Annotated in this window: 17 protein-coding genes; 6 read left to right on the top strand and 11 right to left on the bottom strand. The window is 72.4% G+C overall.

The window, feature by feature from the left end:
• Window positions 1–8: 8 nt before the first annotated feature.
• Entirely contained in the window at window positions 9–422 is a 414-nt protein-coding gene (locus QRT03_RS09300; protein WP_286052398.1) for a MarR family winged helix-turn-helix transcriptional regulator, read from the bottom strand.
• 86 nt (window positions 423–508) lie between these two features.
• Here QRT03_RS09300 and QRT03_RS09295 point away from each other — a divergent pair, with 86 nt between their 5' ends.
• From QRT03_RS09295 to QRT03_RS09275, 5 genes are all read left to right on the top strand, one after another.
• On the top strand, window positions 509–1,573 hold the full coding sequence (locus tag QRT03_RS09295; RefSeq protein ID WP_286052397.1) for a substrate-binding domain-containing protein: 1,065 nt from the start codon (window positions 509–511) through the stop codon (window positions 1,571–1,573).
• Window positions 1,574–1,630: 57 nt separating this feature from the next.
• Window positions 1,631–2,881 carry a formamidase gene (gene fmdA / locus QRT03_RS09290; RefSeq protein WP_286052396.1) on the top strand — a complete coding sequence of 417 codons (1,251 nt, stop codon included), beginning with the start codon at window positions 1,631–1,633 and terminating at the stop codon, window positions 2,879–2,881.
• Between the two features lie 7 nt (window positions 2,882–2,888).
• Window positions 2,889–3,923, top strand: a complete 1,035-nt coding sequence (locus QRT03_RS09285; RefSeq protein WP_286052395.1) for an alpha/beta fold hydrolase — start codon at window positions 2,889–2,891, stop codon at window positions 3,921–3,923.
• Window positions 3,924–4,009: 86 nt separating this feature from the next.
• Window positions 4,010–4,951, top strand: a complete 942-nt coding sequence (locus tag QRT03_RS09280; RefSeq protein WP_286053342.1) for a glucosyl-3-phosphoglycerate synthase — start codon at window positions 4,010–4,012, stop codon at window positions 4,949–4,951.
• A 7-nt stretch (window positions 4,952–4,958) separates the two neighbouring features.
• Complete coding sequence (locus tag QRT03_RS09275; protein ID WP_286052394.1) at window positions 4,959–5,672, top strand: hypothetical protein; 714 nt, start codon at window positions 4,959–4,961, stop codon at window positions 5,670–5,672.
• Between the two features lie 41 nt (window positions 5,673–5,713).
• Here QRT03_RS09275 and QRT03_RS09270 read toward each other — a convergent pair whose 3' ends face one another.
• Window positions 5,714–6,310, bottom strand: a complete 597-nt coding sequence (locus tag QRT03_RS09270) for a TetR/AcrR family transcriptional regulator (protein ID WP_286052391.1) — start codon at window positions 6,308–6,310, stop codon at window positions 5,714–5,716.
• A gap of 171 nt (window positions 6,311–6,481) precedes the next feature.
• Between QRT03_RS09270 and QRT03_RS09265 the strand changes: the two genes are divergently transcribed.
• A complete protein-coding gene (locus QRT03_RS09265; RefSeq protein ID WP_286052390.1) occupies window positions 6,482–7,216 on the top strand; it encodes an SDR family NAD(P)-dependent oxidoreductase in 735 nt (244 codons plus the stop codon).
• A gap of 43 nt (window positions 7,217–7,259) precedes the next feature.
• On the opposite strand, the gene QRT03_RS09260 is transcribed toward QRT03_RS09265, so the two are convergent.
• The 9 genes from QRT03_RS09260 to QRT03_RS09220 all read right to left on the bottom strand — a co-directional run bounded on the left by QRT03_RS09260 (window position 7,260) and on the right by QRT03_RS09220 (window position 14,998).
• Window positions 7,260–7,961 carry a dienelactone hydrolase family protein gene (locus tag QRT03_RS09260; protein ID WP_286052388.1) on the bottom strand — a complete coding sequence of 234 codons (702 nt, stop codon included), beginning with the start codon at window positions 7,959–7,961 and terminating at the stop codon, window positions 7,260–7,262.
• A gap of 16 nt (window positions 7,962–7,977) precedes the next feature.
• Window positions 7,978–9,348: an FAD-binding oxidoreductase gene (locus QRT03_RS09255; protein WP_286052387.1), complete on the bottom strand. Its 1,371-nt coding sequence runs from the start codon at window positions 9,346–9,348 to the stop codon at window positions 7,978–7,980.
• Window positions 9,345–9,608, bottom strand: a complete 264-nt coding sequence (locus QRT03_RS09250; protein ID WP_286052386.1) for a hypothetical protein — start codon at window positions 9,606–9,608, stop codon at window positions 9,345–9,347. The genes QRT03_RS09255 and QRT03_RS09250 overlap by 4 nt, the downstream gene beginning before the upstream one ends.
• Entirely contained in the window at window positions 9,605–10,408 is an 804-nt protein-coding gene (locus tag QRT03_RS09245; RefSeq protein ID WP_286052385.1) for an SDR family NAD(P)-dependent oxidoreductase, read from the bottom strand. Before QRT03_RS09245 ends, QRT03_RS09250 begins: the two co-directional genes overlap by 4 nt.
• Window positions 10,405–11,787 carry an MFS transporter gene (locus QRT03_RS09240; protein ID WP_286052384.1) on the bottom strand — a complete coding sequence of 461 codons (1,383 nt, stop codon included), beginning with the start codon at window positions 11,785–11,787 and terminating at the stop codon, window positions 10,405–10,407. Before QRT03_RS09240 ends, QRT03_RS09245 begins: the two co-directional genes overlap by 4 nt.
• Before the next feature lie 158 nt (window positions 11,788–11,945).
• Window positions 11,946–12,176, bottom strand: coding sequence for a hypothetical protein (locus QRT03_RS09235; protein ID WP_286052383.1), 231 nt, complete (start codon window positions 12,174–12,176; stop codon window positions 11,946–11,948).
• The gene (locus QRT03_RS09230) at window positions 12,173–12,745 is read right to left on the bottom strand and encodes a MarR family winged helix-turn-helix transcriptional regulator (RefSeq protein ID WP_286052382.1); all 573 of its coding nucleotides are present in this window, start codon (window positions 12,743–12,745) and stop codon (window positions 12,173–12,175) included. Before QRT03_RS09230 ends, QRT03_RS09235 begins: the two co-directional genes overlap by 4 nt.
• Complete coding sequence (locus QRT03_RS09225) at window positions 12,729–13,688, bottom strand: PDR/VanB family oxidoreductase (protein ID WP_286052381.1); 960 nt, start codon at window positions 13,686–13,688, stop codon at window positions 12,729–12,731. The genes QRT03_RS09230 and QRT03_RS09225 overlap by 17 nt, the downstream gene beginning before the upstream one ends.
• Window positions 13,685–14,998, bottom strand: coding sequence for a Rieske 2Fe-2S domain-containing protein (locus QRT03_RS09220; protein ID WP_286052380.1), 1,314 nt, complete (start codon window positions 14,996–14,998; stop codon window positions 13,685–13,687). The genes QRT03_RS09225 and QRT03_RS09220 overlap by 4 nt, the downstream gene beginning before the upstream one ends.
• Window positions 14,999–15,019: the final 21 nt, after the last annotated feature.

Raw genomic sequence — 15,019 nt, 5'->3', positions numbered from 1 at the left:
GACACGGATCACTGCACACGAGCCGCCAGGCTCCTGGCCAGCGACGACCTACCCAGCTCGTCGAGCAGCGCCGCCTCGCACACCTCGACCGCAGGGGCCAGACGGTCGTGCAGCGTTCGACCCCGAGCGCTCAGCGATACCCGGACCCGGCGGCGGTCGGTGGGGTCGACGCCACGGAAGACCAGACCCGAGGTGGCCAGGCGGTCGACGACGCGCGTGAGCGTGGAGTCGTTCAGACCGGTGCCGGCGACGAGATCCCCCATCGTCAGGTCGCCCTGAGCGGCGAGCGGACGCATCACCAACCACTGGTGCAACCCGACGCCGTCCTGCGCGGTGACCTGCTCGACCTGCTGGGCCACCTGGCTCAGCGCCTGGTGGAGGGCGACCGTGAGCGACCCGTCGGCGGGCTCCCGTCGACCCATCGAGCCTCCTCGCTCGTTCGTCCCACGTGAGAACATCTTCGCGGGTGCCAGGATAGGGCGCACCGACGTCGGCCTCGGAGTGGACCATGGCGACGAGCAGCGCGGGACCGTGGCGGGTCGCCATGGTGCTGCCCCTGCGCGGGCCGGCCGGGCTGTTCGCGCCCTCCTGCGAGGCGGTCATCGCGCTGGCGGTGAACCGGATCAACGCCGCGGGCGGCATCCTCGGTCGCGAGGTCGTGGGCGAGGTCGTGGACGGCGGTCGCGAGCCGTCCGTCGTCGCGGCCGACGTCGCGGACCGTCTCGCGCAGGGCACCGTCGACGCGGTCAGCGGCTGGCACATCTCCTCGGTGCGCCGCGCCCTGGTCCCGGTCCTCGCCGGCCGCGTCCCGTACGCGTACCCGTCGCTCTACGAGGGTGGCGAGAGCCGGTCCGGGGTGTTCTGCAGCGGTGAGACCCCGGATCAGCAGATCGCGCCGGCCCTGCGCTGGCTGCGCGACGAGCTGGGGACGCGACGGTGGTTCGTGGTCGGCGACGACTACGTCTGGCCCCGGGTGTCGGCGCGGGCCGTCGGGCGGTTCGCCCGGGACCTGGGCCTCGACGTCGTCGGGCAGGCGTTCACGCCGCTCGGCGCGGGTCACGTCGGGACGCTGGTCGACCGCGTCGAGCGCGCCGCGTGCGACGGCGTGCTGATGCTGCTGGTGGGGCAGGACGCGGTGGAGTTCAACCGCGAGTTCGCCCGCCGCGGCCTGGGCGACCGGTTGGTGCGGTTCAGCCCGCTGATGGAGGAGAACATGCTCCTCGCCAGCGGCGCCGATGCCACGACGAACCTCTTCGTCGCCTCCTCCTACTTCCGCTCCCTCGCGACGACGGGTGCACTGGACCTGCTGGGCGACTACGTGCACGTCCACGGGCCGGACGCGCCGGCGCTGAGCAGCGCCGCCGAGAGCTGCTACGAGGGCCTTCACACCTTGGCCGCCCTCGCCGACCGTGCCGCCGACGACCGCCTGGAGGCCTGGGACGCCGCCGTCGACGGTGTCGCTTACGAGGGCCCCCGCGGCACCGTGGAGTTCCGGGGTCGACAGGCGCGCCAGCGGGTCCACCTCGCCGTCGCCGACGGCCTGGACTTCGACGTCCTCACCGCTCTCCCTTGACGGGACCTCCCGGGAAGTACTCCCATATGGGAACAACTCGCCCTCAGGGAGGCCCCCGTGCCCGAGACCGTGTTCCGCGTGGACCAGACGAAGTCGATGCGCGACCAGGAGGTCCCCGGTCACAACCGGTGGCACCCCGACATCCCCGCGGCCTCGTCGGTGCGGCCGGGCGACGTGTTCCGCATCGAGTGCAAGGACTGGACCGACGGCCAGGTCCGCAACGACGACTCGGCCAACGACGTCCGCGACATGGTCCTCGACCACAACCACATGCTCTCCGGGCCGATCGAGATCGAGGGCGCGGAGCCGGGCGACCTGCTCGTCGTGGACTACCTCGACCTCGGCCCCGCGCACGGTGGCGCGCCCGCCGTCGGGCCGGAGGCGGGCCAGGGCTGGGGCTATACCGGGATCTTCGCGAAGAGCAACGGCGGCGGTTTCCTCACCGACCACTTCCCGGACGCCGGGAAGGCGATCTGGGACTTCCAGGGCAAGTACGCCACCTCCCGGCACCTGCCCGGGGTGCGGATCGCGTCCAACGTCCACGCCGGACTCGCGGGCTGCGCGCCGTCGGCGGAGCTGCTCGCGGAGTGGAACCGGCGCGAGCAGGCCCTGATCGACACCGACCCGCAGCGCGTGCCCCCGCTCGCCCTGCCGCCGCTGCCCGACAACGCCCTGCTCGGGACCCTGGGCGGCGGTGACGTCGAGCGGGTCGCGCGGGAGGCAGCGCGGACCGTGCCGCCCCGCGAGCACGGCGGCAACGTCGACATCAAGAACCTCTCGATCGGCTCCCGCGTGCTCTACCCGGTCTACGTACCCGGGGCGAAGTTCTCCATCGGCGACCTGCACTTCGCGCAGGGCGACGGCGAGATCAGCTTCTGCGGCGCGGTGGAGATGGGCGGCTACGTCGACGTCCGCGTGGACCTGATCAAGGACGGCGTCCGGAAGTACAAGACGACGATGCCGATCTTCCAGCCCGGCCGGCACGAGCCGCGCTACGACGACTTCGTGTCGTTCATCGGCATCTCGGTCGACGAGGCGGGTTCGCAGCACTACATGAACGCGACGATCGCCTACCGCCGCGCGTGCCTGCAGGCGATCGACTACCTGACGCAGTTCGGCTGGACCGGCGAGCAGGCCTACCTGATCCTCTGCGCCGCGCCCGTCGAGGGCCGGGTGAGCGGGATCGTCGACATCCCGAACGCGTGCTGCTCGCTCTACCTGCCGACCGGCATCTTCGACGTGGACATCCGACCGGGCCACGACGGGCCCGCCCGCGTCGACCGTGGCCAGTGCGCCACGGCGAGCTGAGGACGACGTGCCCGCCCCGACCGACTTCCACGTCTTCGACCTCGGCGTCGTCGTCCTGCAGCACGGTGCGACGCTGCGGAACGCGCGGCTCGCGTACCAGACCTACGGGACGCTGAACGCCGACCGCAGCAACGCGATCGTCTATCCCACGTGGTTCTCGGGCCGCCACACCGACAACGAGTGGCTCATCGGACCGGACAAGGCGCTCGATCCGGAGCGATGGTTCATCATCGTCCCGAACATGCTCGGCAACGGGCTCTCGTCGTCCCCGAGCAACACGCCTCCGCCCTACGACCGCGCCCGCTTCCCGCACGTGACCTTCCACGACCAGGTCGAATGCCAGTTCCGGTTGGTCACCGAGCACTTCGGGATCGAGACGCTGCCGCTGGTGACGGGCTGGTCGATGGGCGCGGGGCAGACCTACCAGTGGGCGGTCAGCCACCCCGAGATGGTGCAGCGGGCGGTGCCCTTCTGCGGGTCGAGCGTCACCGCCCCGCACAACCGGGTCTTCCTCGAGTCGGTCTCCGCAGCGCTGCGTGCCGACGCCGCGTTCGCCGGTGGTTGGTACCGCGATGACGCCTGGCCGACGACGGGGCTGCGCGCCTTCGCCCGGGTGTACGCGGGCTGGGGCTTCTCCCAGGCGTTCTACTGGCAGGAGGAGTGGCGCCGGCTCGGCCACTCCTCCCTGGAGGACTTCCTCATCGGCTTCTGGGAGGACTTCTTCCTCGACGAGCGCGACCCGAACAACCTGCTGGCGATGATCTGGACCTGGTTCCACGGCGATGTCGGGCAGACCCCCGGGTTCGGCGGCGACACCGTGGCCGCCCTCAACTCGATCCGCTGCCCGGTCCTCGCGATGCCCGCCGAGAAGGACCTCTACTTCCCGCCGGAGGACGAGCAGTGGGCCTCGCAGCACATCCCGCGCGGCGACGTCCGCGTCATCCCCGGCGTGTGGGGACACTTCGCCGGCGGCGGCCAGAACCCCGAGGACACGGCCTTCATCGACCAGGGTCTCCGCGACATGCTCGCTCGGGAGGTGTGAGCGGCGGGCGCCCGGCCGCGACCTAGGGTGGGCGCGGTCGGCGGAGGGCGCCGGGAGAGGAGTCCGGCGTCATCGCGAGCGAGGACATCGAGGACTGGTTCGCCCGCCGGACCTGGTCCGAGCCGGCGTGGTCGGTCGAGGATCTCGTGGCCGCGAAGGCCGGCCGCTCGGTGTCGGTGGTGCTCCCGGCGCTGAACGAGGAGGCCACCGTCGGCGGCGTGGTGGCCGCCGTCCGGCCGTTGCTGGGATCACTGGTCGACGAGCTGGTGGTCGTGGACTCCGGGTCCACCGACGCCACCGCCGCGGTCGCCCGGGCCGCAGGCGCCCGCGTGGTCACGCGCGAGGAAGCGCTGCCCGGTGTCCCGGTGCGCGGCGGCAAGGGTGAGGTGCTGTGGCGCGCTCTCGCGGTGACGACCGGCGACCTGGTCGTCTACCTCGACGCCGACCTCGTCGACCTCGACCCGGCCTTCGTGCCCTCGCTGCTCGGCCCGCTGCTGACCGCGCAGGGGGTGGAACTGGTGAAGGGCTTCTACCACCGCCCGCTGCGCATCGGGGACCACGACGCCGTGCGCGACGGCGGCGGGCGCGTCACCGAGCTGGTGGCCCGCCCGGCGCTCGCCGCGATGCGCCCGGAGCTGTCGGGCATCGTCCAGCCGCTCGGTGGTGAGTACGCCGCAACCCGCGAGCTGCTCGAGGCGCTGCCGTTCGCGGGCGGCTACGGCGTGGAGATCGGTCTGCTGATCGACACCCTCGACCGGCGCGGGCTCGAGGCGATCGCCCAGGTCGACCTCGGGGTGCGCAAGCACCGGCACCGCTCGCTGCGCGAGCTCGGCGTCACCTCCGCCGAGGTGCTCGGCGCCGTCCTGCGCCGCAGCGGTGTTCCCGTCGACGGGTCGGGACGGCTCACGCAGTTCGTCCCGGTGGGCGGGCACTGGCTGCCCGAGGACCACGACGTGGCCGTCCACGACCGGCCGCCGATGGCGGAGCTGACCCGCCTGGATGGCCGAACCCTCCCGGGGCGGCGATGATGACGCCGTGGACCCCGACGCCTCGCCCTCGGGCACCTCGGGCAGCTCGGACAAGCCCCTCCTGCTCGAACTCGGCCGCCGGGTCCTGCGTCGCGACGTCGGCCGGGTCGTCGACCTCACCGAGGGCCTCCTGCAGGGCACCCGCCACCTCGACGAGCGGCGACGCGTCGACTTCGCCGACCTGACCGAGGACCTCTGCGACGACGTCGTCGCCGAACTGGGCTTCGAGGAGTCGCTGCTCTGGCCCCTGCTCGAGCAGCACGCGCCCGAGGCACTGCCCTACGCCACGCTCCGCGAGCGACGCGAGGACCTCAGGGCCCTCGTCGCCGACGCCCGGCGCACGACGCGCGCCGTCGTCACCCAGCTCGCGCACCGACCGGCGACCCTGGCGACCGCTGAGGACCACCGGCGCGTCGAGTTGCTCGCCGCCGCCTGGCGGAGCCTGTCCGACGGACTCACCGCGTTCGTCGACCCCTCCGCCCGGGAGACCGCGGAGCTCGTGACGGAACGGATCCCCGACGAGCAGTGGGCGACCGTGCTCGACGCCGTCCGGGAGGGCCTGACCGACCCGCGGGGCGCGGGAGCCCGCGTCGTGGAGGTCGCGACCCCCGAGGAGATGGAGCGCCTCCGTGACCAGCTCGGGCCCCGCCCGCTGACCGGGTGGACCCGCCACGGCCGACGGCGACGCAGCAAGGAGGCGTCCGTCTTCGGGCCTCGCTGAGGCCGGGCGCCGTCAGCGGACCCCGCCGAGCGCTCTCCCGGCTACCGGGCCACCGGGACGGCCTGGTCGATCAGGGTCGCGGCAATGGCCGCGGCCGTCCCGAGGGTCTCGGCGTTCAGGGCCCGCGTCCGTGCCGACGCCCCGTCGAGGACCAGTGCCAGCTGCTCGCCGAGCAGCTCGGGATCGGTGGCGCCGGCCTCGCGAGCGGCCTCGGCGAATCGCGCGGCGACCGCTTCCTTGTAGTCGTGGGCGCGACGACGGGCGGGATGTTCTGGGTCGCTGATCTCGACGGCCGCACCGATGAACGGGCAGAGCGGCGTCACGTCACGCGGGGGCACCGTCGACGGCCGGTCGAACGCGGCCAGCATGCGTTCGCGGGGTGTCAGGTCGGCGCGGTCGAAGACGTCCGGCATCGTGTCCGGATCGTGCTGGCGGAGGAACTCGGTGACGAGCTGATCCTTGCCCCCGAAGTGCTGGTACACGGTGTGCTTCGAGACCTGCGCCGCGGCGCACAGCTCGTCCATGCCGGTGTTGTTGATGCCGCGGCTCCCGAAGAGCTCACGTGACGCACCGAGGATGCGCTCGCGGGCGCCTCGACCGCGACGGAGCCCCCGGGGCCCCTTCTCCAGGTCGGTCACGGCTCGATCCTAGTCGTCAGTAACGCGCGGTGTGGCTAGCTTGCATCGCCAGGCGGCGCTCGTTAGCTTAGCCGTACCGATCGGTGCAGTTAAGCGCATCAACACCACCCACGGGGTGGCCCGCATTCCATGGCCGGAGGTCGACCGGACCCCGGCGAGAGGTGACGACACATGGGAAAGCTCGACGGCAAGGTCGCTGTGATCACGGGCGGATCGACCGGGCTCGCCCTGGCGGGAGCGCGGTCGTTCGTGGACGAGGGGGCGTACGTCTTCATCCAGGGTCGACGTCAGGAGGCCCTGGACGACGCCGTGCAGCAGATCGGCGACAACGTCACCGCGGTGCAGGGCGACGCCGCGGACCTGGACGACCTGGAACGCCTCTTCGACACCGTGGAGCGGGAGAAGGGCGCCATCGACGTCCTGTGGGCGAGCGCGGGGGTGGGTCACGAGGCGTTCCTCGGGGAGATCACCGAGGAGCACTTCGACGAGGCCTTCGGGCTCAACGCCCGCGGCACCCTGTTCACGGTGCAGAAGGCCCTGCCGCTGTTCAACGACGGCGGCTCGATCCTCATGACCGGATCGATCGCCTCGGTCAAGGGCTGGGCGGGCTGGAGCGTCTACGCGGGCAGCAAGGCCGTGCAACAGGCCTACGCCCGGGTCTGGCTCGCCGAACTCAAGGAGCGGCGGATCCGGGTCAACGTCCTCACCCCCGGCCAGGTCGCCACGGCCAAGCAGGAGGAGCTGTTCGACGAGGAGACGAAGCGGGCGTTCGAGTCGCTGATCCCCCGGGGGACGATGGGCCGCCCGGAGGAGATCGCCTCGGTGGCGCTGTTCCTCGCCTCGGACGACTCGAGCTACGTCAACGGCATGGAACTGAGCGTCGACGGCGGCACCGCGGCGATCTGACCGGCACCGGGAAATACTGTCGCGAGCCTGGCCCGGAGCGCGGTCAGCGGAGGTGCTCGGCGAAGAAGGACAGGATGCGGCGCCACGCGTCCTCGGCCGAAGGACCGTGGTAACCGAAGCCCACGACGCGCGCCGCGCTCGCTGGGTAGCCCCGCTCGAGGAAGCTGTGGGAGGCCTCCGCGTAGGTCTTGACGTCGTGCACGACGCCGAGCCGCTGCAACGCGGCTTCCAGACGCGGCCCGCCGTCGGGAACGATCCGGTCCCTGGCGCCGTAGCTCGCGACGGTGGGGCAGATCCCGACGAGGTCGCGGTCGGGGTCCTCCGGCAGGAGGCCGTAGTTGGGGGCGGCCGCGGCGTAGTCGTGGCGCGCGGCCGAGAGCAGCGCGAAGCCGCCGCCCTGGCAGAACCCGATGACCCCGATGCGCCCGGTGCAGTCCTCGCGTGCGGCGAGCCAGGTGCGGGCCGCCTCGATGTCGTCGAACACCGGACCGGTCCCCGAGTTCATCGAGCGCATCACGCCGGCGATGCAGCGCGGGCCGCCACCGCGCGCGGTGTACAAGGCGGGAGCGACGGCGACGTAGCCCGCGGTCGCAAGGCGGTCGGCGTGGGCGTGCAGGACGTTCGTGGCACCGAAGACGTCCTGGAGGACCACGACCCCGGGGAAGGGACCATCACCGACCGGCGGGACCGCGAGATAGGCCTGCTGGCGGCCCGCCGCAGACGCGGGGACGTCGATCACGGGCACGCCGTGTCTCCCTTGCTCACAGGATCTTGCCGGGGTTGAGGATGCCGTGGGGGTCGAGGGCGGCCTTGACGGCGCGTTGCATGGCGAGGTTCTCCGGGGTCTGTTCGGCGACCAGGCCGTCGCGTTTGAGCAGGCCGACGCCGTGTTCGCCGGTGACGGTGCCGCCGAGGTCGATCGCGTCGGCGATGATCTGGTGGAATGCGGCCTGGGCGCGTTCGCGGGCGGGTTCGTCGCCGACCGGGGTGATCAGCAGCGGGTGCAGGTTCCCGTCGCCGGCGTGGGCGATGTTGGCGATGGTGGTCCGGTGCCGCTCGCCGGTGGCCTGGATGCGGGCGAGCATCTCGGGGACGGCGGCGCGGGGGACGCAGACGTCCTCGGTGAGCACCGGGCCGAGCCGTTCCAGGGCGGGGTAGGCCAGCCGGCGGGCGGCGAAGAGCGCGTCGGCCTCCTCGGCGTCGGCGGCGCGCGCGGAGAAGGTGGCGCCGGCGGCGTCGAAGTGCCGGATCATCTCCTCGGCCTCCGCCTGTCCCGCGGCACCGGGGGCGTCGCAGCGGCCGAGCAGGATGACGTCGGCCTCGGCGGAGATGCCGAGGTTCTTCCAGGCGTCGACGGCTTCCAGGCAGGTCTTGTCGACCAGTTCCAGCGCGCTCGGGGTCAGTCCGGCGGCGGTGATCGCGGCGACCGCGCGGCCGGCGGCGATGACGTCGGCGAAGTAGCCGGCGACGGTGTGCTCGGGGGCGCGGGCGGGTCGGAGTTTGACGGTGACCTCGGTGATCAGACCGAGGGTGCCCTCGGAGCCGACCATCAGCCCGGCCAGGTCGAGCCCGGCGACGCCCTTGGCGGTGCGCCGCCCGAGCCGGACCAGCTCGCCGAGCCCGTTCACGACCTGCACGCCGAGGACGTAGTCGCGGGTGACGCCGTACTTCACGCAGCACATGCCGCCGGCGTTGGTGGCGACGTTGCCGCCGATCGTCGACCACGGAGAGCTAGCGGGGTCGGGCGGATACCACAGGCCGCGGGCAGCACAGGCGGCGCGCAGGTCGTCGTTGACGATCCCCGGCTCCACGACCGCGAGCCGCTCGGCCGGGTCGATCTCGTGGATCCGGGTCATCTGCTCGACCGAGACCACCACCGACCCTGCGGTCGCGTTCGCACCCCCGGAGAGCCCGGTCCCGGCGCCGCGCGGCACCACCGGCACCCGGTGGGTCAGGCATGCGCGCACCACCGCCTGGCACTGCGCGGCGTCGAGCGGGCGCACCACCGCGGCCGGGAGTTCCCACGGCGCCCACTCCGCCTCGTCGTGGGCATAGGAGCCCAGCACGTCCGGGTCGTCCACCACACGATCCGCCGGCAACACCGCCCGCAACGCGGCGACGACGGACGTCATCGGGCCTCCACGGGCGACACGATGCGGGCGTGCAGCACCCCGGGCAGGCGCCGGAGCCTCCGCAGTACCAGGGCGTCGTCGTCGCCGCCGTGCAGGCCGGGACCCCAGATCGCGACGACCGCCGACTCGCCCGTCAGGTCGCTCTCGAGGCCGACGACCGGATGCCGACGTCCGCGCAGGAGCCCGACGATGCGCTCCAGTTCCGACAGGCCCGCCCGGGCGTCGAACTCGACCACGACCCGCTCGACGCCGCGGGTCACGGCTCGGCCGTCCCGAGCGCGGGCAGCGAACCACCGAGACCGCCGTCGACGGTGAGCACCTGGCCGTTGACGTAGGCCGAGAGCTCGGAGATCAGGAACAGGATCGGGCCGGCGATCTCGGCCGGGGTCCCGGCACGCCCCCGCGGGATGCGGCGTTCGTAGTCGGTCCACGCGGACGCAGGCAGGGCCGCGTCGAGCCGGGGCGTGCGGGTCAGACCGGGCGCGACGACGTTGACGCGGACACCCCGGGGGGCGAGCTCCCGTCCGGCGGAGGTGGCGAGCCGGTGCACCGCGGCCTTCGACGCGCCGTAGACGGCCTGGCCCGGGCAGTAGGCATCGCCCGATCCGGAGCCGACGAACACCAGCGCCCCGCCCCCGGCGTTTGCCACTGCGGCACCGCCGATCTGCACCGTCAGGAGGACGTGGCGCAGGCAGACGGCGAACTGCTGGTCCCACCGGTCGTCGTCGAACTCGTCGATCGCGCCCATCAGGGCCATCCCGACGACGTCCACGACGCCCGTCACCGGCCCGTGGCCCGCGGCCTCGGCGAACGCCCGGTCCATCGCGGCCCGATCGGTGACGTCCGCGCCCACGGCATGTCCCCCGACCTCCTCGGCGACCACCGCAGCCAGATCGAGCTCCCGGTCCACGCACACCACCGAGGCGCCGGCCTGCGCGAGGGCGTGCACCGACTGTCGGCCCATCCCCGCCCCGGCTCCGAGGACGACCACGGTGCGGCCGTCGAGTCGGAGGAGCCCGGGGTAGGACGGGACGACGTCCGGGTCGGCCGCGAGGCTCACGAGTGCGCTTCCGCCGCGTCCACCGCCGTGGCCGGGCTGGCCGGACGTCGCGTCGGGTCACCGACGGTGCGCAGGTTCGATCCGGACGTGTCGCGCATCGACCAGACGACGGCGGCGCCCCCGAGACCGACGGCGACCGTCCCGATGACGATCCAGGTCGTCCCGACGGACGTGCCCAGCCCGGCGACCAGGCTGCTCGCGACCAGCGGGCTCAGCCCCGCGAGCAGGGACGCGAGCTGGTAGGCCATCGAGACGCCGGTGTAGCGGACCGAGGTCGGGAACATCTCGCTCAGCAGCGGGGCCAGGGCGGACACGCAGGCGTTGGAGCTGATCGCCGAGACGAACACCATGATCGCGGTGAGCGCCAGCATCGACCCGGTCCGCACGGCGAGGAAGGCCGGGTAGACCACGACCGCCAGGCTCACGGCCCCGAAGACGAACACCGGGCGCCGACCGATGCGGTCGGTGAGCAGACCGAACAGCGGGAGCAGCACGATGGCCGCGGCCCACGCGATGCACAGCGACGTCAGGATGGTGGGGCGCGAGTACCCGAGCACCCCCGCATAGCTGATCATGTACGTCCCGAACAGGGCGGTCGCGACGGTGCTCGGCAGGGCGGCCGCGACGCTGCGCAGCAGCAGGCCGGGGGTGCGCACGATCCGCACGAGCGGCACGCGGGGCGGGCGCGGGCGGTTCTCCAGCTCGCGGAAGACGGGGCTCTCGCTGACCCGCAGGCGCATGTAGAGACCGAGCCCGAGGAGCAGGAAGCTCACCAGGAACGGCAGCCGCCACCCCCACGAGAAGAGCTGCTCGGCGGGCAGCAGGGCCACCAGCGCCATGGCGACGGTGGAGAGCAGGCCGCCGGTCGCGAGCCCCGTCTGCCCGATGGCGACGAGGAACCCCCGGCGACGTCCGGGCGCGTGCTCCGCGGTGAGCAGCACCGCACCGCCCCACTCCCCGCCCACGGCGAACCCCTGCAGGATGCGGAGCAGGACCAGCAGCAGGGGCGCGGCCACCCCGATCTGCTCGTAGGTGGGCAGCAGGCCGATCGCCCCGCTGGCCAGGCCCATCAGCACCATCGTGAGGAGCAGGACCTTCTTGCGACCGATCGCGTCGCCGAAGTGCCCCAGCACGATGCCGCCGAGCGGACGGGCGACGTATCCGCTGGCCAGCGTGGCGAAGGACGCCACCGTGGCCAGGGCGGGGCTCAGGTCGCTGAAGAACAGCGGCCCGAAGACGAGCGCGGCCGCGGACCCGTAGAGGATGAAGTCGTAGAACTCGATCGTGTTGCCCAGATAGCTCGAGATCGCGACGCGGCGGACCTCGGCGGGCGACGATTCCCGCTCGGCCGGACCGGGGTCGACATCGGCGTGGCTCATGGTGGATCTCTCCTTCTCCGGTGAAGAGAGCGAACCGTTCGCGCAGGGGAGATCGACCGACCGCACGGAGGTGCGGGCCGGCTGGGAACGAGACGATCTCCCGCGGCCGACGGCCGGGGGTGGTGGATGACGGGTGGTGGCGGACTAGCGGTGGTGGATCACGGGACGAGCGCGAACTCGTCGTGGTCGAGGGACGGGTCCTCGACCACTTCGGCGCCGAGGACCATCAGGGGCAGCCCGGCCTCGATCTCGCCCCGGCGCAGGGCGGCGAACGAGGCACCGATCGCGGGGCTCACGTGGAAGCGGGACATGAACAGCCCGTCCTCCTCCAGCTTGAGCAGGGCGGCGCCGGCGCGGTCGAGCAGGTCGCCGATCCAGGTCTCGGTCATGCCCGCTCCCGCCGCTGGTCGCGCTCCGCGTCGGCGGACCTGTCCTCGACCCTGGCCAGGAGGTCGGTCAGGACGTCGAGGGTGTCGTCGAGCTGCTCGTCCGACAGGTCCGTGATGCCGCAGAAGTCGCGGCAGATCGTCTCCATCGTCGCGTCGGCGATGTCCGCGCCCGCCGGCTCGAGCCGCACGAGCAGCCCCCGCAGGATCTCGGGATCGGCGACCCGGGTGACCAGGCCCTCCTTCTCGAGGGAGTCGACCTGCTTGCTGACGGCCCCCGAGGTGACCATCAACGTGCGGAACAGCTCGGTCGGGCTGAGTGCCTGCTTCGGGCCGGAGCGGCGGAGGGCCAGCAGGACCCGCAGGTCACCGGGGCGCAGCCCGTGCTCCTGCCGCGCCAGCTCGGCGAAGCGGCGCTCGATCAGGAGTCCGAGCCGGACCGCGGACGAGGCGACGGCGAAGGGCCGCACGTCCAGCCCGTCGAGCCGGGCCGACCACTGGTCCGCGAGGACCTTGAGGTCCGGCCCGTTGTCGACGCGCGCGGGTCGGGGCGTGTCAGAGGTCGAGGACAAGTCTGCGTCCCTTGGCTCGTGAGCAGCACACGAGCATCACGCCCGCCTCCCGCTCGGTCGCGTTCAACGTCGTGTCCCGGTGGTCCGGGGCACCGTCGAGCACCTGCACCCGACAGCTGCCGCAGATGCCCTCCATGCAGGAGAAGTCCACGTCCACGTCATTGTCCAGCAGAACGTCCAGGACCGTGTCCTCCGGGCCGATCTCGAACGTGCTCCCGGACCGGGCGAGCTCGACCTCGAACCCTCCGTCCTCGGCGTCCGGCTCGACCGGTTCCGCACGGAACCGCTCCACGTGCACCCGCTCCGGTGCGACGTCGGCCGTCGCGGCGAGGAACGCATCGAGCATCGGCCCGGGTCCGCAGCAGTAGAAGTGCGCACCCGACGGCGCACCGTCCACGAGCGGTCGCAGCGGCAGGACCCGGTCGTCGTCGGGCATCTCGTCGTCCACGTGCAGCGCGAAATGCGCCCCGGCCGTCTCCGCCAGGTGCTCGAGCTCGGGGACGAACGCCGCGACCGACCGGGTGCGCACCGCGTAGTGCAGCCCCCACGACGCGCCCAGCTCGGTCAGCCGACGGGCCATGGAGACGATCGGGGTCACACCGATGCCGCCGGCGACGAGCACCGTGTGCGCGGCCTCCTCGACCAACGGGAAGTGCCCGACCGGGGCGCGGATGTCCACGCGGTCGCGCTCGGCGAGCTCGTGCACCCGTCGGGACCCACCGCGGCTCGCCGGGTCCAACGCGATGGCCACCCGGTACGCGCTGGGTGCCCCGGTCGGCGTGTCGCAGAGCGAGTAGCTGCGGACCAGGTTCGGACCCAGCTCCAGGTCGATGTGGTCCCCGGCCCCGAACCCCGGGAGCGCGGCGCCGTCCGCAGCCGCCAGTTCGAGCAGGCAGATGCCGTCGGCGAGGTCGGTGCGGGACCGGACGACGGTCGCGATCACGACGTGGTGGCCATCTGCTCGTCGTCCGCCACGGTGGTGACCGTCCGGTTGCCGGGGACGTGATCCTGCCAGGCCTGACCGGGCTCGAGGTCGGTGTCGCACAGCGAGCGCATCGGCCCGTAGTCGGCGACCAGGCCGAGTGGGTGCCCCCCGGCCTCGTGGCCACGCACGGACTCCAGGAGCTGCGCACGCAGGTGCATGATCGCCCGGTCCGCCGCGACGACGTGTTCCTTGGTGCGATCCACGATCGGCCCCATGCTCAGCGCCAGGGTCGCGTCCTCCTGCTGGATGCCGCGCAGCCCGGTCCACCCGGTGGCCATGGACGGCCGGTCCTGGCCGAAGCCGGGGAGCCGGTGACCGAGGAAGTCCGCCGACGCCTCGTCGAAGAACCGCTCGTCGTCCAGCCCGAGCATCTCCATGAAGCGCGGGCGACTGACCGGGCGGTCCCCGTAGATGACGATGAAGGTGGCCGTCTCCACATCCGTGAGCGGGACCTCGAAGACGTAGAACTCGACGGTCGGAGCCGGGATCACGCGACCGACCGGCAGGAACACCGGAGTGGTGCGGATGGAGTGCGCCGGTGTGCCGTCCTCGGAGACCGAGGCGACCCGCTTGGCGACGTAGTGGAAGCCGAAGGCGGTGTCCTCGATCTCCAGGGCGGGGGCGTTGTCCGCGACCGAGATCGCGCCGGGGTTGTCGTCCTCGTCGTTGGCCGTGAACTCCCCCGCCTTCCACGTGGGGTTCGCCTGGTTGCTGTGCAGGATGCCGACGTGCGAGCTGTCCACTCCACCTTCGTAGAGCTGCAGGTAGTTGCAGGCCACGTTGGCGCGGATCACGGTGCGGTTCTCCTCCGGCACGTCCATGAACGCGAAGTGCGGGAAGGGTGGCTGCTGCTTCTTCGGGCCGATGTAGGTCCAGACCAGGCCACCGGCCTCGACGACCGGGTAGGCCGGAGCCTTCATCCGCGTGCGGAACCGCTCGCTGCAGTGGTTCGGGGTGTCGAGGATCGTGCCGTCCGCCCCGAACTTCCACCCGTGGTAGAGGCAGCGGACCCCGCCGTCCTCCACCCGCCCGAGCGCGAGGGACACCCCACGGTGCATGCACAGTTCGTCGAGCACCCCGATCTGCCCGGCACTGTCGCGGAACACGACGAACGACTCCCCGAACAGGCGGGCGCGGAGCGGGTCGCCGTCCGGCTCCGGCACTTGCGCGGAGGTGGCGATCGGCATCCAGAAACGACGCATCATGCGCCCCATCGGCGTCTGCGGTCCGACTCTCGTGAGCGTCTCGTTCTCTTCGGCGGTCAGCATCGTCGATCACCTCTGCGTGGT

This window comes from Actinomycetospora termitidis (assembly GCF_030286555.1).
Taxonomy (GTDB): Bacteria; Actinomycetota; Actinomycetes; order Mycobacteriales; family Pseudonocardiaceae; genus Actinomycetospora; species Actinomycetospora termitidis.
This window is presented reverse-complemented; position numbering and strand designations above follow the sequence as displayed.

Coding starts and splice junctions, on each gene's coding strand:
- QRT03_RS09220 (WP_286052380.1), bottom strand. CDS start 14,998: ATGCTGACCGCCGAAGAGAACGAGACGCTCACGAGAGTCGGACCGCAG.
- QRT03_RS09265 (WP_286052390.1), top strand. CDS start 6,482: ATGGGAAAGCTCGACGGCAAGGTCGCTGTGATCACGGGCGGATCGACC.
- QRT03_RS09300 (WP_286052398.1), bottom strand. CDS start 422: ATGGGTCGACGGGAGCCCGCCGACGGGTCGCTCACGGTCGCCCTCCAC.
- QRT03_RS09235 (WP_286052383.1), bottom strand. CDS start 12,176: ATGACCGAGACCTGGATCGGCGACCTGCTCGACCGCGCCGGCGCCGCC.
- QRT03_RS09255 (WP_286052387.1), bottom strand. CDS start 9,348: ATGACGTCCGTCGTCGCCGCGTTGCGGGCGGTGTTGCCGGCGGATCGT.
- QRT03_RS09295 (WP_286052397.1), top strand. CDS start 509: ATGGCGACGAGCAGCGCGGGACCGTGGCGGGTCGCCATGGTGCTGCCC.
- QRT03_RS09240 (WP_286052384.1), bottom strand. CDS start 11,787: ATGAGCCACGCCGATGTCGACCCCGGTCCGGCCGAGCGGGAATCGTCG.